The sequence below is a fragment of the Halomonas sp. SSL-5 genome (assembly GCF_030708455.1).
In the GTDB taxonomy this organism is placed as follows: Bacteria; Pseudomonadota; Gammaproteobacteria; order Pseudomonadales; family Halomonadaceae; genus Halomonas.
This window is the reverse complement of sequence record NZ_JAUYWF010000007.1, coordinates 40,113-58,631: the sequence shown is the minus strand read 5'-3', so window position 1 is coordinate 58,631 and position 18,519 is coordinate 40,113. Positions and strand designations below refer to the sequence as shown.

Sequence of the window (18,519 nt, the reverse complement as noted above, 5' to 3'; positions counted from 1 at the left end):
AGCCAGATAGGGATGGGGTTAGACGAGCTCGGTAGGGCTGGTGGCGATCTGCACCGAGTTGACCTCATGAGTGCCGGCCAGCTCGATCTCCCAGTCCCGGTTGAGAGTATACCCGGCGGGGAGGCGGAACATCTGCGCATCCTTCACGCTCAGGTCGAGCACCGCCTCGCCATCGGCGAACAGGCGCAGGGCGACTGGGTAGTCGCGGGCGATCACCTTGGCGCAGGTGAAGCCGGCCGCCCCGGGCGGGATCTCATGCAGGCGCGAGCGCCAGGTGAAGGTCAGAGGGTCGCCCTTCCCCCAGGCGGTGATGCCGGCGTCCTGGATCAGGTAGAGGGTGTCGTCGGCGATGTCGTAGTAGCCGCCGCTGGCCGTGATGTCGAAGAACTCGATGCCCTCGCCGGGCGTGAAGGTGAAGCAGCCACTCTCGTAGAACGCCAGATAGCGTCCGTCGTAGCGGTAGGCGTGGATGGTCTCGGGCTTCAATGCCTGCCACTGCTCGCGACTCATCACCTCCCGGGTAGCGACCCGGGCGTCCCGGCCGGCCGCGGCCACCAGGCCGTCGGGCGAGGCATAGAGTGCGAACTCCCCCATGTCCACCAGCGAGCGCCGCGACACGCATGACTGATTCACGTCCAGCTCGATCTGCGCCATGGCCTCGGGGCTGGAGCCCGACACCAGGTGTGGCTGGCCTTCGGTCACCACCACCAGGCCGGCGGCGGTGGAAGCAATCGCCACGATGTCGTCGGGGAAGGCCAGTTGATAGCCGACCGGCCAGGCATGCGGCAGGTAAGCCTCGGAGAAGCACAGGGTGTTCTCGAAGAAGCCCGCCAGGATTCCGTTGGGCAGTGCCGTCAGGCCGATCATCCGTGCATCCGGGCCGTCCCACTCGGTGGACGGAAGCGCGCGCCCCAGGCTCTCGCTGGGCACGCTATCGGTGTAGCTGCTGGTCCCCGGCGAGACCTCGGCGACGAACTGGTAGACGCCGCCACTCTCTACGCGATACAGGCGCTTGGCGGTGACGTTGTAGGCGCCGCTGGGCGCGGCTGGCAGGGTGATCTCCACGTTACCCCCGGCGGGCGCCTCATCGACCATGTCCCAGCGCACGATAGCCGCACTGGGGTTGCTGGGCGGGCCCTCCTCGCCATAGGCGCTCACCACGGTGACTACGTAGGCGGTCTCCACGGCGGTATCGGGGTGATCACTGAGGGGCACACGGTTGCTCGGCGCCGCCACTTGAGGGGCGCTGGTCGGCGCCGGCATCCCCAGGGTATAGGCGGTGCTTGGGTATGGCGGCGTGCCGCTGGTGGCCACGTCGATGCCGGCCACCTTGGGTACGCCATCGCCGGTCCAGTAGACCCGGTGCCACTCGTCGTTTGCCAGCGGCGACTTGACCACATCCACCTGCTTTCCCATGCCCCATACGAACCAGAACCCGGCGCCGGCATTGCCGTTGGGATAGCGGTACAGGGTGGCGGGATCGGCCACCGCTGGAAGCCCGGTCACGGCGCCGGGCGCCCTCTCCGGCTTCAGGGTGCCGCGGCGCAGGTAGAGATTACGCGCCACTTGGGCATTGTTCTCGGGCAGCAGGCGAGCATCGAGGATCGGCAGCTCGCCACGGAAGGCGCTGTGCTGGAGCTTCATCTAGTCCTCGCGATGCAGTCGGTGGTTATGCACGGCCACGCCGGCGTAGACGGCAGACAGCGCCGCCAACACCAGCGCCAGGCGCACGTCGTGCGGATACTGCCAGGCGGCCCAGCCGGCCCACGCCACCGGGGCCAGCTTGACCGGCACCCAGCCGGGGCCGAGCTTATCCATCAGCCAGCGCAGCACTGGGTTGGCCTCACGCGCGCCACGACGCAGCGCGCCGACGGTGGTCACGGTGTCGGCCAGGGCGGCGAGCGCCATGGTGACCGCTGCGATGAGAGTGGGCGTCATGGTTTCACTCCATCACGCCGTTGCGGCGCGGCAGGTACTCCTGGGCGATAATCTCGTTGATGCGGTTGGAGCGCTCCAGCACTTTCATGATCATCGCGTCGGCGCCTTCCATGTCGCCGCGCAGGGTCAGGCTGCCGCTATCCAGCGCCCCCACAATGGTCTCGACACGCTGCAGATAGGTGGCCTTAGTGGCCTCATCCATCGCGGTGCCGCCTAGATAGTCGGCAGCCATGCGTGAGACCAGCGCGGTGAGCGCTTCGATCTGCTTGGCTTGGTCGGCCAGGATTTCGTGGACGTCGCCCACCTCGGCCTCGATGCGACGGCGCGCATTGGCCTTGAGTTGGCGAATCGCCGGCAGCTCCAGCATGGCCGCGGCCAGCTGCTCCTCGGTGGGTGCGCGAGTCCCGCCAGGCATCAGCTCGCCTTCGGGAAGGCGGTGCCACTCCACCCCGCCGGCAAAGCCCAGCTTCTGGGTGCCTTCCGGCAGCTGGATCTCCAGCGGATTCTCGGGGTCGTCGTTGGTGCGGTCGATAACGATCAGCTGTGACATGGTGCCTCCCAGGGCGTGTCGTAGATGACCGAGCGCACGAAGCCCTCGGCCTGTTGCATATGTTCTCGTTCGGGTTTAATGTGCAGTTGTACATTCAATGGAGCATCAGCATGAGCAAGCGTCTCTCCCCCGAAGAAGTCAGCATGGCCCTCTCGCTCTACGCAGATGAGGGGCTTTCGTTCGCGCAGGTCGGAGAACGACTGGGCGTCTCCGGCACTGCAATCAGGAATCAGGTCAAGAAACATGGCGCTGCCAGCCGTTCGCTCTCCGAGGCGAGGCGCTCGGTTGCCTGCAACCATGGGTATTTCGATGAGCCGATGGACGAGGAGCGGGCCTACTGGATCGGTTTCCTGCTCGCCGATGGCGGCGTCACCGAGAAGAAGTACCGCCAAACAGCGGCAGTCACCGTGCGTCTCGCCGGCATCGACAGACCGCACCTTGAGAAGCTGGCCGCTGCTCTTGGCTCGGGTCACAAGATCATCGACGTGGATGGCTGCGTTCAGTTTTCCGTCTCCTCTGCCGAGCTGGTCGATGACCTTGCCAAGTTCGAGGTGGTCCCGAGGAAGAGCGCGCAGCACCGCTTCTCCTCGCGAATCCCTGACGCGATGCTGCCCCACTACTTCCGAGGCTACTTTGATGGCAACGGTGGCCTCTCTCGCCACGCAAGAAGCCGATGGTCGATCAACATCGCTGCTGGCGAGCACTTCCTGCTGGCCTTCCGCGACTGGCTCCATCAGCATCTCGGCGGGCACCCTGCCGCTATTCGGCACAGCGGCGGTATCCATCGGTTGGCGTGGTCCGGCACTCACCGCTGCCGTGAAATCCTCGACTTGATGTACCGCGATGCGACGGTCTATCTCGACCGGAAGATGGAGAAGTATCGGGAGCTGGTGAGTGAGGCGGACGCCAGCTCGCGCACCGCTTACAACCGGCGCTGACCGTTGTTGAGGTTCAGCGCGCCGAGGCCGGCATTGCCGCCGTTGTTGCGGTTGCCGCCGCGATACGGGAAGCGGTACAGGTTGACGCATAACCCCTCCTGCTCAGGCCGGCAGCGCGTCGCGCTCCGGCGGGGTGGGCGGGTTGCTCTTGATCCAGCGCAGCCAGCCGCCCACCATGCAGCCGATCTCGTAGAGGTGCTCGGCCCATAGCTGGTACTGGCGATAGGGCAGAAAGCCGAGATCCATGGCCACGCGCACCAGGCTGCGCAGCAGGTCGAGCTCGGCATCGATCTCCTGGGCGGTCGTTTTTTTGAAGTAGCGCCGATTGGTGATGATCACCTGGCGCAGCAGCCGATACATGCACTGGCGGATCTCCGCCGCCAGCGTATGCTTCTCGCTCTTGGGGAATTGCCGCAGGGCGGCATACCCATAAACGATCATCTTCTCGATCCTTAGCTTGATGCGTAGATCTTCCATGGAGTCGTCCTTGGGTGGCTGGGATGCGGCGCTACCGCGCCGCGTTCAGATTGCCGGGGTGCCGATGGCGGATTAGACCAAACGCGAGAGCCGCAGCCCGAAAGTGTTGCCCGCATTCGTGCGCTCGTGGTAGAGGGCCAGCGCGCCGAGGCCGGCATTGCCGCCGTCGCTGCGGTAGCCGCCGCGAAACGGGAAGCGTTCGCCAGTCAGCGTCGTCCACATGCTGCCGTCGGGATCGGCCACGCCGTTGGGCATGATCAGGGCGCGACGAACATCGAGCGGGGCCTCGTTTTCGCTGTTGTAGAAGTTCGCCCAGTTGGAGCTCGAGGCGCTGGGCATATCCCAGCCGGTATCGACCCAGCTGGACTCGACCAGCGACTTGTCGTTATCGGCGGCCAGGAAGGCGCGGCCATCCACGAGCTTCAGCCCCCACTGCCATTCCCACAGATTGCCGACGAGGTCGGCGATGCCGTTGGCGGCGTTGTTGTGGCTCCAGCTGTTGGGGCCCGAGCCGGTGGCGGTGTTGTCGTACTCGACGTTGAGGCCCTGCTCGTGCGGGTGGCTGTGGCTCTGGCCGCGACTGGTGTTGCCGCGCGGCTGGAAGCCGTTGGCGAGGCACCAGAAGGCGATGGCGGACCACTCCCAGGTGCTCATGATGTCGAAGCCGGCGGCCTGGGCCTCGGTGCGACTGTTGTCCCAGTTGATGGAACGGCGCGGCACCTTCTTGGCCTGGCTGACCAGCTCACCGTTTACGGTGCTTGCCAGGTACATGCCGACGAGTAGCTCGGACTTCTCGACGCCGCCCTGGAGGAAGGCCTCGTGCACGCCGGTGCCCAGCTCGCCGGAGGGCACCAGGTCCTCCCACTTCATCTTGGGGATGACGAACATGTAGCAGGGCTCGCCGCCGGCGGTGCGCTCCAGGGTGCAGGCGCCGCCGGTGGCGTTCTCGATCTTGCGGCGCTCGACGTCCACCACCCAGGCATCGAAGATCGGCTGGCTGTCGCCGCCGGCGATGTTGACCGCGTCGTCACGCGCGGCCTCGGCGGCGGTCTTGGCGGCAGTAGCGTCTGCTGCGTCGCTGGCCACCTGGGTGGCGGATGCCTCTACAGCGGTGCGGTCGGCAGCCACGGAGGTGGCATCTAGCCCAGCCTGCTCCACCGCATCCGCCTTCGGGTATGTGGCGACAGCCTCGGCGGTGCCGGAGGCGTTCTTGTAGATCGTCAGGTAGTTGCCGTCGCCCGGGACACTGAAATACTCCCCGGTACCGGTGGCCGAGAGGCCGGCGGAGACGGTTTCGTAGAGGTTGTTGGCGGCAGCCGCGGAGGCGCGGTAGCTGCTCTTGAGGTCCACGACCTCCTCGACCAGCTTGGCGTTGGTCTGTTCGTACTGCTGGACGGCGCTTTCGAGAGTCATATCAGCCTCGCAGAAGGATCAGGTTATTGGAGAGGGCGGCGTTGACGATCACGCGGTTGGCGTAGGTGATGGCGACATCGTCGCTGGACTGCTGGGCATCAGCGGCGACCTCGCTTCGCAGGGTGGTGATGGCATCGCGGTCGGCCTGAACCTCCTGGGAGAGGCTGACCACATTAGCGTGCAGGGTGCCGACGGCTGATCGGTCCGTCTGGGTGGCGACACGGGCCGATTCGGCGTCTGCCGCATCACTGGCGGCGGCTGAGGCTGACGCCTGAGCCTGGCTGCTGGCAGCGCTGGCAGCACTGGCATGCGCCTGGGCGGAGGTGACAGCCTGCTCGGCAGCCAACTGTGCCGCCTCGGCACCACTCTCATGCCCCTGGGCGGCGGTAACCGCGTCGGCGAGGGCCTGGGCGTCGCCATACAGGGCGAGCGCATCGGTCACGCTTTGCTGCGTGGCTTGCCTGGCCTGCTCGATGGACGAGGACACGGCGTTCGCCTGAGCGATCAGGTCGGCGCTGCGATCCAGCGCGGCAGCGGCATCGATCGCCACGTCGCTGGCGGCTGCCTCGGCGGCAATGCGGTGGGCCGCGGCGGCCTCGGCCGCATCCTGGGCCGCCACCCTGTCCACGGTCAGGCCATCGGCGGCCGCAATCGCGGCGGCGGCCTCGAGCGTGGCGGTGTCGGCGTAGGTCTGCGCCCTGCCCTCATGCTGACTGGCGGCGGCGGCACTGTCGCCGGCAGCTGTGGCGCTGCCTGCTGCCTCCAGTGCCTGGGCCTCCGCTGTCTGGCGGTCCGCCAGGGCGGCCTGGGCCGATGCCGATGCCGATGCCTCGGCATCGCTCAGCGCAGTAGCGCTTCCATACAGCGAGGTGATGTCGCTGGCGACAAGCTGGGCGTCATCCGCGCTGACGGCTGCCTGCTGGGCCGCCTGCTCGCTGGCGGCTCGGTCGGTCGCGGCCTGGCTTGCGGCGCCACTGGCGGTCTGCTCGGCGGTCTGGGCGCCCTGCTGGGCAAGCTCGGCGGCACCCTGAGCGGCCTGGGCAGCGTCACGGGCGGCGCCGGCCTGCGTTGCCGCGGTGTCGGCGTAGTCCCGGATCGACTCGGCGGCCTGCGCCATGGCGCTGGCATTGTCGCTGGCGTCCTGGGTCAGGATGCGCTCCTGCTGAATCGCAAGGATCGACGCCTCGTCGTAGGCCTTGGGCGTAGGGGGCGGGAGCATCACGATGTCATGCAGCCATACCGGCACCTCGGAGGCAGGCACACTGACTGACTCGTCGATCAGGCGGCGGCCTTCGGCGCCGCGCGCCACAATCCGGTACTCGATGCCGGTGGCGCCCTCCTGGCTGGGCCACAACATCATCTCGGCAACGCCGGTATCGTCGGTGGTGGCGATCACGTCGGAGCGATCGACATAGCCGTCGCTGAGGGTGACGCCGACCCCGTTGAGCGTGGCGCGCACCGTGGCGCCAGGCACAGGGAGGCCGCTGGGGCTCGACACGCGAACCCGCACGGTGGTTGTTTGCATGGCGGTTTCCCCTTAGATGAAGCGGCGTGTCCGCACGCGGGCGCCGCCCGCCTGGAACCCATAGGAAGCCAGGCGCTTGGCGTCGTTGATGCCGGCCAGCCAATAGCGCTGGTGAAGCATGGCAATCTCCGGACTGCGCCAGGCTTGCGGCAGCATCAGCAGACGATAGCGAGCGCCATGTTTGAGCGTCTCGGCATGCTGGGACATCAGCTCGAGAGGGAGGTCGGGCGCATCACCGGTCGGCGCCACCGCCAGGCGTCCGCGCAGGGTGCTGGCGTCTGGCGTGCGGCGTAGCTCGATGCGGGTCGGCGATACCTGTCGGTAGTCGCTACCGGGGCGGATCGCTCTGCCATCCACGTCCACCGAAAGGATGCGCACCGGCTCGGTATCGGGTGGCGCTTCCAGTTCGGCATAGGGAGTATCGGCAGCCACGATCACCGGCTCATCACTGACCACCCAGGCATTGCCCTCTCTGGCCAGTTCGCGCTGCGCCCAGCGCAAGGTGTCGCGGATCGAGGCTCGCGGAGCGTCCGGCACATCGAGCGCAACGTCATCGATCAGATCATCCAGCGTCATCGGTGCCTCCCGTCGGCGAGGTCAGGACATCGCCACGCCCTTTGCCCGACACGGCATTGGCGAAGGCCTGGTAGTGGCCCTGGGAGCGATTGAGGTTCGCGGGACTCTCGGCATCCTTAGCGAAGGCACGATAGAGAGTGAAGTCGAGCAGCGCTGTGGCGTAACGATCGCTAACGCTGATTGGGCTGTCGGCGATGGCCGCCAGGGTGTCGGTCGCGTGCTGCTCCGGTGTGGTGACATACAGGGCCTCTACACTCGCCCCTTCGGTGGCAGGCGGGTAGACCCAGAAGGTAGTGGGGTGGCGGTCATCCGGTACATAGAACTCCGGATCCGTCGTGGCAGTCTCGCTCTGCCAGGTCGGGCGCATGGTTGCTAGCATGCGTTGCGTCGTGGGGCGAACGGCCCGGCCAGACGCGCTGGCCAGGACATCCATCAAGCGCAGGCCGCCGGCGGGCAGCTCCTGGCGAGGACCTGCCGACAGATTGATCGTGCCGACAGTGGAGTGGGCATCCGGACGCTCGACGGCAACCGCCACATAGGCCTCGTTCAGCCAGCCGATCAGCTCGCTGTCGGTCCAGCGGATGCCCTCCCCGCGCTCCTGCAGGATTCGCTTCGCCCGATCTATGATGTCGCCGACGGTCTGCGCCATGGATCAGACCTCCTGCATGTCGCGCTTCTTGGCGAGCTGCGCAGTCCAGGGGAACAGGCGGCCGGTCTTGCGGTGCTTGAGCATGCGGCCGGAGTAGCTGGCCTTGGTCTCACCGGCCTCCTCATTCTTGGCCGCCTGCTGCTCAGCCTGTGCCGCCTGAGCCTCGGCATGGGTCTCGGGGTCGGTCACGCCGGTAGTGTCGTTCTCCTGGGCCTCGGCCAGCTCCAGCAGCTCGGCACGAATGGTCTCGACGCCCTTGCGCTTATCGACGTCCACGCCAAACAGCTCCTTGCCCAGCGTCTCGAGCTGGTCCTTGGTCTCGGCGTCCTCGATCTTTTTGATCAGTGACATGGTGTTGCCCTCATTCGGTCAGAAGAAAAACGCCACCCCGGAGGGTGGCGTCACGCTCAGCCGCGCTCGGCGTAGAGGTGGCCCATCGCGTTGGGATCGATGACCTCGTAGCCAAAGACGTTCAGGCCGCGCACCAGCTTGCCGAAGTCCTGCGGGTTGGGCAGGGTCTCCATGTTGGTCATCTGGCTGGCGAAGGTCAGCGCCTTCTTGTGGCCGAAGATGACGTTGGTGGCCTTGCGGGTGGTGGTGGCGTCGGTGACCGTGGACATGTTGTTGCTGATGTACACGGTGAAGCGGTCGAGCATGCCGACCTTGCCGTTGCGGAACACGCTGGTGGAATCCCCCATCGCGCTGGCATCGCGCAGGTCGGACTTCTTCAGCATGCCGTTCATCCACGCGGGCAGCACCACGTAGCGGTCGGTGTCCGGGCAGTTCTGCTCGTCGAGCACGGTGCCGCAGTCCACCAAGGTGTCGAGGATGTTGTCCTTGGTGACGGCTACCGGCGCACCGGCCGCGCCCAGGTTGATGGAGCCGGACTCCACACCAGCCGCGGCACCGGCGTTCTCGGCTGCCGCATCGGCGTAGACGTCGCCCAGGATCACCTTGTCGATGGCGATCTTCATTTGCTGGCCGGCATCGTCGGACCAGTCGTCCATCAGCTTGATGTCCGCCTGGTAGGCGTCGATGTCGTTCACCTCGAAGGCAAAGTACTTCGCCTGATCGATGTGCAGCTCGACCTTGTCGCTGGTCGGCTTCTCGTAGGTGAGACCGCCGCCGATGACGTAGTCGTTGATGGTGATGGAGGGAGTGGTACGGATCTGCACCGTATCGCCCTGGTTCTTGATCTCGCCCTCGTAGAGGGTGTTGGAGATCTCCGCGAACGCGGTGCTCTTGTAGAGCTTCTCGACCAGCTTTCCGGACCAAACCTCCGGGATAAAGCCGGAAGCGGAGGAGCTGGAGTAATCGGGGTGGCCCCCGTCACGAGTCGGACCTGCCATGGTGTGTTACCTCTTGCTTGTCGCCTCTCGGCGAGAATCGGGAACCGCCCGCCGGGTCAGCGGACTCGGCCTTCTGTCTGGGCGGCGAAGATGTCGGCTTCCAGGCGTTCGGCCTCCTCGGCGCTGTAACGCCCGCTGTTCTTGTCCCGGTAGAACTGGCCGATCTCCGCCCGCGTCCACAGCTTCTTGCCTTGCGGCACGTCAGTGGCGCGGGTGGTGCGGGGCTCGACCTGCTCCTCGGGGACTTGCGGGCGCGGCGCCTGGGCCGCCTGGTTGAGGTAGGACTGGAAGACGTCAGCCACACCCTTCGCGTCCAGGGCCTGCTGAGCCTCGGTCAGCATCTGCTGACGCTGCTTGCCGGTAGAGGGATCGAACTGCGCCAGGAACTGGTGGAACTTGTTGTCGGCGTTGATCTCGCGGAACGTCGGCACGGCCTTCTCCAGGTTCACCCAGAAGCGCGCTTGAGCATCCTCCGTCCGCTCGGATTCGAGACGGTCGAGGCGCTCCTGCAGCTCGCGGGTGTTGCCGGTGTCGGCCTGGGGTGCCGGCGCACGTTGCTTGACCATGCGCTCGACGAAGGTCACCAGGTCCTCGCCGAACTCCTGCTTGAACTGGGTCAGCTGATCATCGGAGACGCCGCTGTTGTCGGCGCCCGGTGACTGCTGCTCCAACTCGGCAATGCGCCGATCCTTGTCGGCGACTTGCTGCTTGAGCTCGTCGTTCTGCTGACGCAGCGCCGGGATCTCCTTGTCGTACTTGCCACGAATGACGTTGAAGCGGTGCTCCCAGTAGAGCGCCCCCTTCTCCTCGGGCTCGGACTTGTCGGGATCTTGGGCGGGTTGCGCCTCCTCCTTCGGCTTGGGCTCGTCAGGCACCGGGGGGTCGTCCTGCGGATTTCGGGCGCCTTCCTCGGGAGCCGGAGCCGGGGCGGCCTCGGGGTTCTCGGGCTTGGGCTCGAAGTGCTGGCGGGCGGCCTCGGCTTGGGCCTGTACGGACTTGGGTAGGGACATTTCCACTCCTGTGGCGCCTCACGGCGCGACCTGTGAGCCGGCATGGGCCGGGGTTCACGATTCGGGTAACGGGTTCTGGCTGCAGTCCAGAGCGCACCCACGACAAAGCCGCCCAGGGCGAACCATGAGCGGCTTTGTGGTGAGGCCGGGCCGGAGCCCGGCGGCTTACTGCGTGAAGCGCGTGTTGACGACGTCGCGGGCCTGCTCGAGCCTCTCGATCAGCTCGGCCAGGGCGGCGGCCTGCCCTTGCAGGCGGGCCACTTCACTGGCGTCCCGGCATCGCTCCAGGTGGTCGCGGCATTCCTCCCGCTCGGCCTTGAGCAACGCCACCAAGCGGCGCCCCTCCGGCGACTCGGCCACTCGGGCCAACGCCTTCCAGTCCTGCTCCTGCATCGTTGCTCCTTCGCGTCTCGGCGATCAGCTTGGCGATCTCGGCCAGCAAGTGCTGAGCCTCGAGGGGCGCCATCTGCTGGGCGATCTGGGTCTCGGCCTGGGTCTCGGCGGTATCGGCCTGCACCTGGCCAGCATCGGCGCCATACTTCTGGGCGCGGGCCTGCTTCTCGGCAATCTCGGCCTGGGCCTTGGCCTGCTCGATCTGCGCCTGAGCCTGCTGGGCCTTCTGCTGGCCGGCCAGGTTCTGCTGCATCTGCTCTTCGGTGGGGATCAGGCCCGGCATGTCGAGCTTCTCGGCGATGCTGTCCAGCAGCTTGCGGCGGCCGTCGTGGCCCATGATGCCCATGTCGTAGTCGTTGGCGGTCATCTGCAGGAACTGCTGCCGCATGGCGTGGGTCTGCTCGCGGATCAGCATCGCGGACGAACCGCGCGCCACCACGTTGACGTCGCCTTTGATCGATTGGTCGTCGCTGTACTGCATGTTGTGCAGCCACAGCGCGCCAATCACCCGGCGCAGCACGCCGCGATCGATGTGACGGATGGCGTCCTTGATGCCCTTGTTGGCCGACTCCATGAGCATCGACAGGCCGCTGGCGGTCTGGCCAGCACCACCGACCTTCTCATTGCCGTAGGCGTACCTGGGGATATTGGTCGCGTCATCCGCCTTGATCTCGAAGGCCTCGTAGACGCCCAACAATTCATTGGCGTTGCTGTTGGGCTGATAGAAGCGGATCGCCGGGTTGTTGCCGGTGACGGCACTGTCCTTGGTCCGCCAGATCTTCCACGGATACATGTCAGTGGGGTCTTCGGCGGGCTGCAGGCGGTCCTCGTAGACCTCCACCTGTGGGCCTGAAGCGATAGCCAGGTTGTTGATCAGGCCGCGCGCCGTGGCGTTGCACACGTCTTGAATGTCGGCCATCAGCTCAGGGATCGCCTGACCCCAGAAGCTGCCCGGCACCGGCTGGAAGCTCGCCTTGTGGTAGGGGCGGCGCTCCAGCGGGTCGCGGTTGATGCGCACCCGGATGACGTGCTGACCGATCAGAATGGCCTCGATCTCGTACTCGGCCAGCGGGTCCTCGACCTCGTCAGGGTTGATGCCCCACTGCAGCAGGGTCACGCCCTGGGCGCCGCCGGAGTAGATCAGCCCGTCGATGGTGTCGCCCGGCGTCATCCACTCGTGGCCACGCCCCTCCAGCTCGGCACGCTCGCCATCGGTCCATAGCCAGTCGCGCAGGCCGCCCTGGCCGTACTGCTCCAGCACCCTGCGAATCGCCTCGTCGTTGTAGCCGCTGGCCTGGCCGATACCCATCAGCTGGTTGAGCTGGCCGCGCGTGAAGCGCGCACGCTCGATGATGAAGGCGCCGTCGTCGATGCTGGTAGCGTCGGGGCTCGGGTAGAGGTCGAAGGGGCTGACCCGGTCAAACTCCGGGCGAATGGTCTCGGTCTTGATCGGCTGCCAGCCCTCCAGCCAGGCCAGGGTCGGCACACGGCGCAGGATGGGCGCGCGCAGGAAGGCCTCCGGATAGGTCACGAAGTCATCGATGAACGACTCGAATGCCTCGTCCCAGCCGCCTTCGGCCAGTTGGTCCTCGATCACGTCCTCGTGGCGCTTGGCGGCCTCGTCGGCCTTCTCCTGCACGGCCTGGCGGATCTGCTCGCGGGCCTGCTCCACCAGGGCGGCCATGTCCACCGGCTGGCCCTGCTGCTGCATCTGCTGGGCCTGGGCCTGAATCTGGGCGGCCAGCGGACGCAGGTAGGCGTCGGGCACCTCGGCCACCGGCGTTGGATTCAGCCCCCACGGCTTCTCGTTGGTCGGCATCATGATGTCGCGAATCCACGCGGCCGCTGCACGGCACTTGGTGGCGGTGAGCATCATGTAGATCTCGGCGCCACCCTCCTTGCGGATCGCGGCCAGCTTGGCGGGGTCGTACTCCCCCTTGCGGCGACGCAGGCAGTCGAGGAGGCGATACTCCACCTCCTGCTTGGCCATCTTGGCGGCTTCCCAGCTGCGCCGGATATGCGCCCCCAGGGACGACTCCACCAGCTGTCGGCGGCGCTCCTGCTCGTCGCGGACGCGCTGTGCCTCGGCCTCCTCGTCGGCGCGCAGGTCGGCGGCGGAGCGATGTTGCAACAGGCCGAGACTAGCCATTGGCGGCTCCCTTGGTCAGCGCGTCGTAGATGCGGCTGTTGAGCTCCTGCTTCTGGGTCCGCATGCGCAGCATGTTGCGGCGCATCGGGCCCAGCTGGGTGAACAGGTCGCGCACGTACTGTGCCGGGTCCTTGAGGAACTCGAGCAGCTTGATTGTCAGGGTCACGCCCATGCCGCCCTCGACCTCGAATTGCAGACGGAAGGCAGGCTCAGGCTTGGTGACCTTCTCCTCGATCACGATCATGTCGATCTGGATCGGGCCCACGTCCGGGCGGAAGCGCTTGGTCTCGATGGGGATGCCCTGGGCCACCAGCTCATCGGCGATGGCCTTGGCGCTGTCGCGCATGATTGACAGCACCTCGTCATGGGTCAGCCCGGCCAGCTTGTGCGCCGTGCGCCCCATGCGACGCTGCAGGTCGCCGTCGGGCTCGGTGATGATCTTCGACATGGAGTCCTCTGCCTCTCGGCGGTGGTATCAGGTGTGGGCGGCCCAGCCGCCGCGTCGTGACCGTGGGCTGCCTGCCGGCATGCTGCCGCGCTGGTGGGCCTCGAACAGCGATGCGCGGGCCAGGGTCTCCAGCGCCTTGGCGCCGTGGGAGGCCCAGTCGTGGCGCGGAGTGTCCTTGTAGACGCCGCGCTTGTCGTCCCACTCCTTGCGGTAATTGTCGATGCACAGGATGCCCTGGTGGCACTCTTCCTCGGCGATCCAGCAGGCCGGCAGGAAGTTACGCACCGCCTGCACGCCCTCGGCCTGGCTGCTGATCCTGGGCACGATCTCGAACTTGATGCCGAACTGGCGGGCCACGTCGGCGCGACTCTTGCCGGTACCCAGCTCGCGCACCGCCAGGTCATGGGGCCCGAAGTGGCCACCGTAGCGGTAGCCCTTCTTGTTGAGCTCGTCGGCGTAGTACTCGATGCCCTCGCCCTCGCCCTCGAGGTAGTCCACCAGGTGCACCTCGCGGCCCACGACCTGGGCGAACCAGATGCAAGTCATGTCGTTCATGCCCAAGTCCCAGCCGGTGTAGACCGGCAGGCTGGGGTTGACCTGCACCTCGGCGGTGATGCGCTTGTGCTTGCGCAGGAACTGCATCTGGCTGGCGTAGTAAGCGCCCTCGACGCTCTGGGCGAAGGCCTCCTCGGGAATCGAGGGATACTCGCGCTGCATGTCGTCCTGCAGCACCTCGGCCTTCTTCGCGTACCACGCCTGCTGGCCGGCGGTGGTCGGGATGCCGTGCTTGTGCTCCAGCTCCTCGAAGTACTCCAGCAGCCGGGGCGGCACCACCACGCCTTTCGGGTCCAGGGTGTAGGCCGGCTCCTGCCACCAGGGGAAGAAATGGAACTGGAAGTCCATCTCGGTGGGCTCGCGGCCCAGCTCTTGCAGGTGGCGCGCCGACTCGCAGTAATCGAAGAAGTAGCCCTCGCGCCCCTCGGCGGTCGATTCCAGGGTGATCTGATTGCCCAGCCCCACCGCCTCGAAGGCACCGGTGACGATTTCCTGTGCCTTGTGCGGGTACTGGCGACAGATCTTGCCGAACTCGGAGACATGCAGCCGCTGCAGGGTCCCGCCCCGGTAGGAGGTCGAGACCTTGATGCTCGAGCCGTTGTCGAACACGTAGGCCCCGGAGCCGCTCTTGTCGCTGACCGGCTTGGGGATGCGGATACCGAGCATCTTGAAGATGCTGAACCAGTGCGCCTCGATGTTCTGGTAGGCGAAGCTGATCTTGTTGCGGAATATGTCCTGGGCGTCATCCAGCTTGTGACAAATGCAGCCGGCGGCGAAGTTGTCGCGGAACAGGCAGTCATCCAGCGCGTCGATCATCTCGAACGTCGTGAAGCCAAGCTGCCGGGCCTTCAGGATGATGTCGCGGACGTGGCCATCCAGGTAGCGCTGCCTCTGCGCCCTGTTGGGACGGAAGCGGCGCACCTTGCCGTTCTTGTCCTTGATCTTGTATAGCGAGCTGAGGCGGAACCACTTGAGCTTGAGCGCCTCGACCAGGTCGGACTGTTCGGTGAGCCTGCCCTTGGCATGCGCGCGCAGGTACGCCTCGGCGCGCTTGACCTCGCGGGCGCGATCACTGCTCGTCAAGGTCATCTTCGTTCGGCGCGACGGCCTCCATCAGCTGCTCGAAGGTCATGCCCTCGTCGGGCTTCTCCTCGTCCATGCCGTAGGCCTGGCGCTCCAGCTTGATCACGCGCTCCAGCGCCTGGGTGCCGGGCTGCAGGCTCTTGCCGATGTAGTCCAGCGGCAGGTCAATCTCAACCACTTCACCGCTGCGGTTCTGAACCTGAATCACCCCGCGGGTAAGCTGCTCGGTCAGCAGGCCGGCGTACTTGTCGAGGATCTCGCGCCAGGTCTCCAGGCGCTTGCGGTGGCCATGAACCACGGCGGCATTGAGGCTCGCCGCCTCCTCGACCAACTCCTCGTCGCTCTTGTCCAGAACTTCGCGGGCGGCCGGGTCGAGCTGGGCGCGGGACACCTTCTCCCGGGTGCGTTGGCGCACCGCCTCGGACAAGTCCTTCTCCCAATTCTGCGACTCGGCCTTGCGGCTGATCGTGGCCTTGTTCGGGCCGTGCATGTCGGACAGCTGCTGCAGCGAGTAGCGGCCGGTACGGTAGTCGGCCTTGATGACCTCCCAGTCGTAGCGTTGTGCCATATCAGATACGCAGCCCTTGCGGGGATTGCGCCTCCATCGGAATAGGGCCCGGGCGTCTCACGACGAGCCGGGCGGGTGCGGGCGGTGCCTCACGGCATGGCCCTGTCCCCGAGGGGATTCTGTTACTTGCGGATGCCCTTCACCAGGTCCATGAAGCCGCCGGGCTGCATGCCCAGCTTGCGGGCCTTGTCGTTGGAGCGCTGTTTGATGTTTACGCCCTGCACGGCGCCCTGGGCGACGACGGACCAGATCAGCACGTCCACCACGGCGGAAAGCTGGGCTGGGTCCATGATCACCACGGCCACCAGGCCGAAGTTCACGCAGGCGAGCGACAGGGCCAGCATCCAGCCGTTGAAGGGCCGCCACCCAGCACGCCAGGCCGAGTCACTGTCGATCTCGGCGCGCATGGTGCGGTTGATCTCGGCGAGGCGTGATGTCTCAGCCTCCAGGGTCAGGCTCAGGATCTCCCGTTCGTGCTCCTGGTCGATGCGCTTGAGCTTTGCTGCCGCCTCCGGGTCCTGCTGTACCGCCTGGCGCACCGCTTCCGGTGACTCGTCAACGCCCAGCACCCGAGCGAGGAGGCCACCAACAGCAGCCCCAGCGGGACCGCCCATAGCACCGCCAGCAGCAGGCGCAATCTTGGCGACCGTCTCGGCAACGTCGGACCACTCCAGGTTCATCAGGAACCTCCACGGATGCGATGCGCGATCGCGTCGATCAGCAGGTAGGCCGCCCTCGGGCCCACATAGCCAAGCACCGCACCCACTGCACCGGCAGCACCCGCGCGCAGCGCGAAATACTCGGCGATGCCGTAGGTCACGGCGCCCATCATCAGCACAGCCGGCACGTCCAGGTACAAGCGCCGGCTCAGGATCTTGTCACGCTCACCGTCACGCACTTCAGCCGCCACCTTGGTGATCGTGCCCAGCATCACCGCAGACAGAAGTGAGATCAGCATGAAAAGTTGGTCGAGCCTCTCGGCCCACCAATCTGGGGGTAGTTGCTTCCATGGCATCACGCGCCTCCGTCGTCTCGAAGGCTGAGGACGCGATGCAGCCAGCCGTAAGTGAAGGCCTCCTGACTCTCGCGGTTCTCGGAGAGCTCCACTAGGAAGGCCTTGCGCAAGCTGTTGAGCGACTCGGCGAGGACGGTCATGCCGTCCGGGCCCCGGGTTTGCAGGTAGGCGCGCAGCGCCGCCAGGGTTGCCGGGCCCACCATCCCATCGACGGCGATGTCGTCGTAGTCGCGCTCCTGACGGTTAAGCACGTTCAGCAGGCGCTGCAGGTCGCGGGCTGGGCGCCCGGTACCGGAGTGCACGCCATAGTCGAACATGTAGACCGCCAGGCTTCCGGACAGGGTGACGATCCGCTCGAGCCGGTTGGGATGCCAGTAACGCGCGGCGTAGATCTCGGCAGCCGTCTCGATGGGTAGCTCGCGCATATCGCCGCGATAGCCATGCTCGCGGGCCACCGCCTCGGTGATGCCGTAGCGTGTCGGTCCGCCTCGATCAGCCGGGTGATTGACGTAGCCGCCCTCTCGATCGATCACTTCATCGATCAGGCGTTTCTGGATGGGATGCATAAGGTCTCCGGCGCCTCACGGCGTGGGAGTAACTGGAAGCAGGCCCTGGAGTCGAACCAGGTATCTCCGGGTTATGAGCCCGGCGACTTTCCGTCTGTCCCGCCTGCTGAAACGACAGCGCCCCGGCTCAATGGCCAGGGCGCAGAATCGGACTATGGGGATATGATCGTTCCCCCGTGCCCACACGTCAAGCTTCGGGAATCCCATGCCTCTCTGTGAAGCCCGTCTTGAGCCTACTTTCTCTCGCCACTCTCGAAGCAGCCTGAATATCAGAGAAGGAGCCAAGAGGCCGCCCCTTCCCATCCAGGGCCACCCACTTTCCGCGCTTCTTGCGAACTCCATTGTGCCCAGTTGAGTTGCCCTTGTTCATCCTCATGTTCTTGGCGTTCACGGCGTTGGTGCCATCTCTGAGATTTTCCCATCGGTTGTTCAGGCCATTCCCATCAAAATGATCGATCTGATCGGGCGGCTCTTGTCCAGTCACAAGCTTCCAGATCACGCGGTGCGCAAAAGCGCCTACCGCCTTGCCGCTTGGGTGCTTCACGCTAACGATCAGGTATTCGCAGTTGCCTTGGCGGATCACACCTCCGACCTTCCTGCCTCTTCGAAGGCCGGCGTCGCGCAGATAAAGCTGGCCTGCTTCTTCGTCGTAATCGAACTGGACTCTCAGATCCTGAAACGCCGGCAGCTTCCTCGTCTTCATCACGCAGCCCTCTGAATCAGCGCCGCCACCGGCCCCAGTGCCTGGCTCTCCCACTGGTCGAGCACCGTCAGCAATTGGCGCCACACATCATCCCAACTCAGCCGTCCCGCCCTGCTCCACCGACCGACGTCGATCGTCTGCCCGCGCTCCTCCTCCAGCCAGCTTTTGATCGCCCTCGGCCCAGCCAGCCCCGGGCGGTTATACGGATACGTGCTTTCGCCATGGTGGTAGATCGCCGCCCAGGCCAGCGCCGTGAGCGTGCGCCAGGCCTCGGTGCTGGGGCGCTCACTGTCACCCTGCCCCGGCAGCTTGCGACGCATCATCGCCCGCACCAGGGCGACGTGAACCCACTCGCGGTCACCGGCCAGTTCGTCGCGCGTGAAAGGCCCCCAACAGACTCGGCACAGCGCCTGCAGGTGAGGCGCCTGGCGCTCGACAGCGCTGATCACCATGCCCGCCTCCAGGCCGTGGGCTATCCGCCAGTCGTTGTTCTGCTTCTGGCTGTGCTGAACCCTGGCCCCGAGCCGCATGATCTCCGAGGCCGACTCCATCACGCTGCCCCGCTGTGCCTGATAGGCGTCGAAGATCATCTGGCGTGCCGACTGGTATCGCAT

At 66.0% G+C, this 18,519-nt stretch carries 21 protein-coding genes and 1 tRNA gene; 1 reads left to right on the top strand and 21 read right to left on the bottom strand.

The window, feature by feature from the left end:
- Nucleotides 1-18: 18 nt before the first annotated feature.
- From RAN53_RS09620 to RAN53_RS09610, 3 genes are read right to left on the bottom strand one after another with little or no spacing between them, the layout of a single operon-like run.
- A complete protein-coding gene (locus RAN53_RS09620; protein ID WP_305796601.1) occupies nucleotides 19-1,644 on the bottom strand; it encodes a hypothetical protein in 1,626 nt (541 codons plus the stop codon).
- Nucleotides 1,645-1,938 carry a DUF5658 family protein gene (locus tag RAN53_RS09615; protein ID WP_305796600.1) on the bottom strand — a complete coding sequence of 98 codons (294 nt, stop codon included), beginning with the start codon at nucleotides 1,936-1,938 and terminating at the stop codon, nucleotides 1,645-1,647. It lies immediately after the preceding gene.
- Between the two features lie 4 nt (nucleotides 1,939-1,942).
- Nucleotides 1,943-2,488 (bottom strand): hypothetical protein, encoded by a 546-nt coding sequence (locus tag RAN53_RS09610; RefSeq protein WP_305796599.1) that lies wholly within the window; start codon nucleotides 2,486-2,488, stop codon nucleotides 1,943-1,945.
- 110 nt (nucleotides 2,489-2,598) lie between these two features.
- Here RAN53_RS09610 and RAN53_RS09605 point away from each other — a divergent pair, with 110 nt between their 5' ends.
- Complete coding sequence (locus RAN53_RS09605; protein WP_305796598.1) at nucleotides 2,599-3,426, top strand: hypothetical protein; 828 nt, start codon at nucleotides 2,599-2,601, stop codon at nucleotides 3,424-3,426.
- A 102-nt stretch (nucleotides 3,427-3,528) separates the two neighbouring features.
- Here the strand turns inward: RAN53_RS09605 and avd are convergent, their stop codons facing one another.
- The 18 genes from avd to RAN53_RS09515 all read right to left on the bottom strand — a co-directional run bounded on the left by avd (nucleotide 3,529) and on the right by RAN53_RS09515 (nucleotide 18,519).
- The gene (avd, locus tag RAN53_RS09600) at nucleotides 3,529-3,903 is read right to left on the bottom strand and encodes a diversity-generating retroelement protein Avd (protein WP_305796597.1); all 375 of its coding nucleotides are present in this window, start codon (nucleotides 3,901-3,903) and stop codon (nucleotides 3,529-3,531) included.
- A gap of 72 nt (nucleotides 3,904-3,975) precedes the next feature.
- Nucleotides 3,976-5,316 carry a hypothetical protein gene (locus RAN53_RS09595; protein WP_305796596.1) on the bottom strand — a complete coding sequence of 447 codons (1,341 nt, stop codon included), beginning with the start codon at nucleotides 5,314-5,316 and terminating at the stop codon, nucleotides 3,976-3,978.
- 1 nt (nucleotide 5,317) lies between these two features.
- The gene (locus RAN53_RS09590) at nucleotides 5,318-6,841 is read right to left on the bottom strand and encodes a hypothetical protein (protein ID WP_305796595.1); all 1,524 of its coding nucleotides are present in this window, start codon (nucleotides 6,839-6,841) and stop codon (nucleotides 5,318-5,320) included.
- Nucleotides 6,842-6,853: 12 nt separating this feature from the next.
- Nucleotides 6,854-7,417: a hypothetical protein gene (locus RAN53_RS09585; protein WP_305796594.1), complete on the bottom strand. Its 564-nt coding sequence runs from the start codon at nucleotides 7,415-7,417 to the stop codon at nucleotides 6,854-6,856.
- A complete protein-coding gene (locus RAN53_RS09580; RefSeq protein ID WP_305796593.1) occupies nucleotides 7,404-8,066 on the bottom strand; it encodes a DUF6682 family protein in 663 nt (220 codons plus the stop codon). Before RAN53_RS09580 ends, RAN53_RS09585 begins: the two co-directional genes overlap by 14 nt.
- Before the next feature lie 3 nt (nucleotides 8,067-8,069).
- Nucleotides 8,070-8,417, bottom strand: coding sequence for a hypothetical protein (locus RAN53_RS09575; RefSeq protein ID WP_305796592.1), 348 nt, complete (start codon nucleotides 8,415-8,417; stop codon nucleotides 8,070-8,072).
- Nucleotides 8,418-8,473: 56 nt separating this feature from the next.
- Nucleotides 8,474-9,415 carry a hypothetical protein gene (locus tag RAN53_RS09570; RefSeq protein WP_305796591.1) on the bottom strand — a complete coding sequence of 314 codons (942 nt, stop codon included), beginning with the start codon at nucleotides 9,413-9,415 and terminating at the stop codon, nucleotides 8,474-8,476.
- A 56-nt stretch (nucleotides 9,416-9,471) separates the two neighbouring features.
- On the bottom strand, nucleotides 9,472-10,425 hold the full coding sequence (locus RAN53_RS09565; RefSeq protein WP_305796590.1) for a hypothetical protein: 954 nt from the start codon (nucleotides 10,423-10,425) through the stop codon (nucleotides 9,472-9,474).
- A 262-nt stretch (nucleotides 10,426-10,687) separates the two neighbouring features.
- Nucleotides 10,688-12,967, bottom strand: a complete 2,280-nt coding sequence (locus tag RAN53_RS09560; RefSeq protein WP_305796589.1) for a hypothetical protein — start codon at nucleotides 12,965-12,967, stop codon at nucleotides 10,688-10,690.
- On the bottom strand, nucleotides 12,960-13,415 hold the full coding sequence (locus RAN53_RS09555; protein WP_305796588.1) for a hypothetical protein: 456 nt from the start codon (nucleotides 13,413-13,415) through the stop codon (nucleotides 12,960-12,962). Before RAN53_RS09555 ends, RAN53_RS09560 begins: the two co-directional genes overlap by 8 nt.
- Nucleotides 13,416-13,442: 27 nt before the next feature.
- Complete coding sequence (locus tag RAN53_RS09550; protein ID WP_305796587.1) at nucleotides 13,443-15,059, bottom strand: terminase; 1,617 nt, start codon at nucleotides 15,057-15,059, stop codon at nucleotides 13,443-13,445.
- A complete protein-coding gene (locus RAN53_RS09545; RefSeq protein ID WP_305796586.1) occupies nucleotides 15,040-15,621 on the bottom strand; it encodes a hypothetical protein in 582 nt (193 codons plus the stop codon). Before RAN53_RS09545 ends, RAN53_RS09550 begins: the two co-directional genes overlap by 20 nt.
- 122 nt (nucleotides 15,622-15,743) lie before the next feature.
- The gene (locus RAN53_RS09540) at nucleotides 15,744-16,301 is read right to left on the bottom strand and encodes a 3TM-type holin (RefSeq protein ID WP_305796585.1); all 558 of its coding nucleotides are present in this window, start codon (nucleotides 16,299-16,301) and stop codon (nucleotides 15,744-15,746) included.
- On the bottom strand, nucleotides 16,301-16,579 hold the full coding sequence (locus RAN53_RS09535) for a hypothetical protein (protein ID WP_305796584.1): 279 nt from the start codon (nucleotides 16,577-16,579) through the stop codon (nucleotides 16,301-16,303). The genes RAN53_RS09540 and RAN53_RS09535 overlap by 1 nt, the downstream gene beginning before the upstream one ends.
- 56 nt (nucleotides 16,580-16,635) lie before the next feature.
- Entirely contained in the window at nucleotides 16,636-17,202 is a 567-nt protein-coding gene (locus RAN53_RS09530) for a glycoside hydrolase family 108 protein (protein WP_305796583.1), read from the bottom strand.
- A gap of 33 nt (nucleotides 17,203-17,235) precedes the next feature.
- Nucleotides 17,236-17,310, bottom strand: a tRNA-Met gene (locus RAN53_RS09525).
- 79 nt (nucleotides 17,311-17,389) lie between these two features.
- Nucleotides 17,390-17,905 (bottom strand): HNH endonuclease signature motif containing protein, encoded by a 516-nt coding sequence (locus RAN53_RS09520; RefSeq protein ID WP_305796582.1) that lies wholly within the window; start codon nucleotides 17,903-17,905, stop codon nucleotides 17,390-17,392.
- The gene (locus tag RAN53_RS09515) at nucleotides 17,905-18,519 is read right to left on the bottom strand and encodes a hypothetical protein (RefSeq protein WP_305796581.1); all 615 of its coding nucleotides are present in this window, start codon (nucleotides 18,517-18,519) and stop codon (nucleotides 17,905-17,907) included. The genes RAN53_RS09520 and RAN53_RS09515 overlap by 1 nt, the downstream gene beginning before the upstream one ends.

Bases quoted from the DNA above. Each gene is read 5' to 3' on its own strand.
- RAN53_RS09620 (WP_305796601.1), bottom strand. From the start codon at position 1,644: ATGAAGCTCCAGCACAGCGCCTTCCGTGGCGAGCTGCCGATCCTCGAT.
- RAN53_RS09615 (WP_305796600.1), bottom strand. From the start codon at position 1,938: ATGACGCCCACTCTCATCGCAGCGGTCACCATGGCGCTCGCCGCCCTG.
- RAN53_RS09610 (WP_305796599.1), bottom strand. From the start codon at position 2,488: ATGTCACAGCTGATCGTTATCGACCGCACCAACGACGACCCCGAGAAT.
- RAN53_RS09605 (WP_305796598.1), top strand. From the start codon at position 2,599: ATGAGCAAGCGTCTCTCCCCCGAAGAAGTCAGCATGGCCCTCTCGCTC.
- avd (WP_305796597.1), bottom strand. From the start codon at position 3,903: ATGGAAGATCTACGCATCAAGCTAAGGATCGAGAAGATGATCGTTTAT.
- RAN53_RS09595 (WP_305796596.1), bottom strand. From the start codon at position 5,316: ATGACTCTCGAAAGCGCCGTCCAGCAGTACGAACAGACCAACGCCAAG.
- RAN53_RS09590 (WP_305796595.1), bottom strand. From the start codon at position 6,841: ATGCAAACAACCACCGTGCGGGTTCGCGTGTCGAGCCCCAGCGGCCTC.
- RAN53_RS09585 (WP_305796594.1), bottom strand. From the start codon at position 7,417: ATGACGCTGGATGATCTGATCGATGACGTTGCGCTCGATGTGCCGGAC.
- RAN53_RS09580 (WP_305796593.1), bottom strand. From the start codon at position 8,066: ATGGCGCAGACCGTCGGCGACATCATAGATCGGGCGAAGCGAATCCTG.
- RAN53_RS09575 (WP_305796592.1), bottom strand. From the start codon at position 8,417: ATGTCACTGATCAAAAAGATCGAGGACGCCGAGACCAAGGACCAGCTC.
- RAN53_RS09570 (WP_305796591.1), bottom strand. From the start codon at position 9,415: ATGGCAGGTCCGACTCGTGACGGGGGCCACCCCGATTACTCCAGCTCC.
- RAN53_RS09565 (WP_305796590.1), bottom strand. From the start codon at position 10,425: ATGTCCCTACCCAAGTCCGTACAGGCCCAAGCCGAGGCCGCCCGCCAG.
- RAN53_RS09560 (WP_305796589.1), bottom strand. From the start codon at position 12,967: ATGGCTAGTCTCGGCCTGTTGCAACATCGCTCCGCCGCCGACCTGCGC.
- RAN53_RS09555 (WP_305796588.1), bottom strand. From the start codon at position 13,415: ATGTCGAAGATCATCACCGAGCCCGACGGCGACCTGCAGCGTCGCATG.
- RAN53_RS09550 (WP_305796587.1), bottom strand. From the start codon at position 15,059: ATGACCTTGACGAGCAGTGATCGCGCCCGCGAGGTCAAGCGCGCCGAG.
- RAN53_RS09545 (WP_305796586.1), bottom strand. From the start codon at position 15,621: ATGGCACAACGCTACGACTGGGAGGTCATCAAGGCCGACTACCGTACC.
- RAN53_RS09540 (WP_305796585.1), bottom strand. From the start codon at position 16,301: ATGAACCTGGAGTGGTCCGACGTTGCCGAGACGGTCGCCAAGATTGCG.
- RAN53_RS09535 (WP_305796584.1), bottom strand. From the start codon at position 16,579: ATGCTGATCTCACTTCTGTCTGCGGTGATGCTGGGCACGATCACCAAG.
- RAN53_RS09530 (WP_305796583.1), bottom strand. From the start codon at position 17,202: ATGCATCCCATCCAGAAACGCCTGATCGATGAAGTGATCGATCGAGAG.
- RAN53_RS09520 (WP_305796582.1), bottom strand. From the start codon at position 17,905: ATGAAGACGAGGAAGCTGCCGGCGTTTCAGGATCTGAGAGTCCAGTTC.
- RAN53_RS09515 (WP_305796581.1), bottom strand. From the start codon at position 18,519: ATGCGATACCAGTCGGCACGCCAGATGATCTTCGACGCCTATCAGGCA.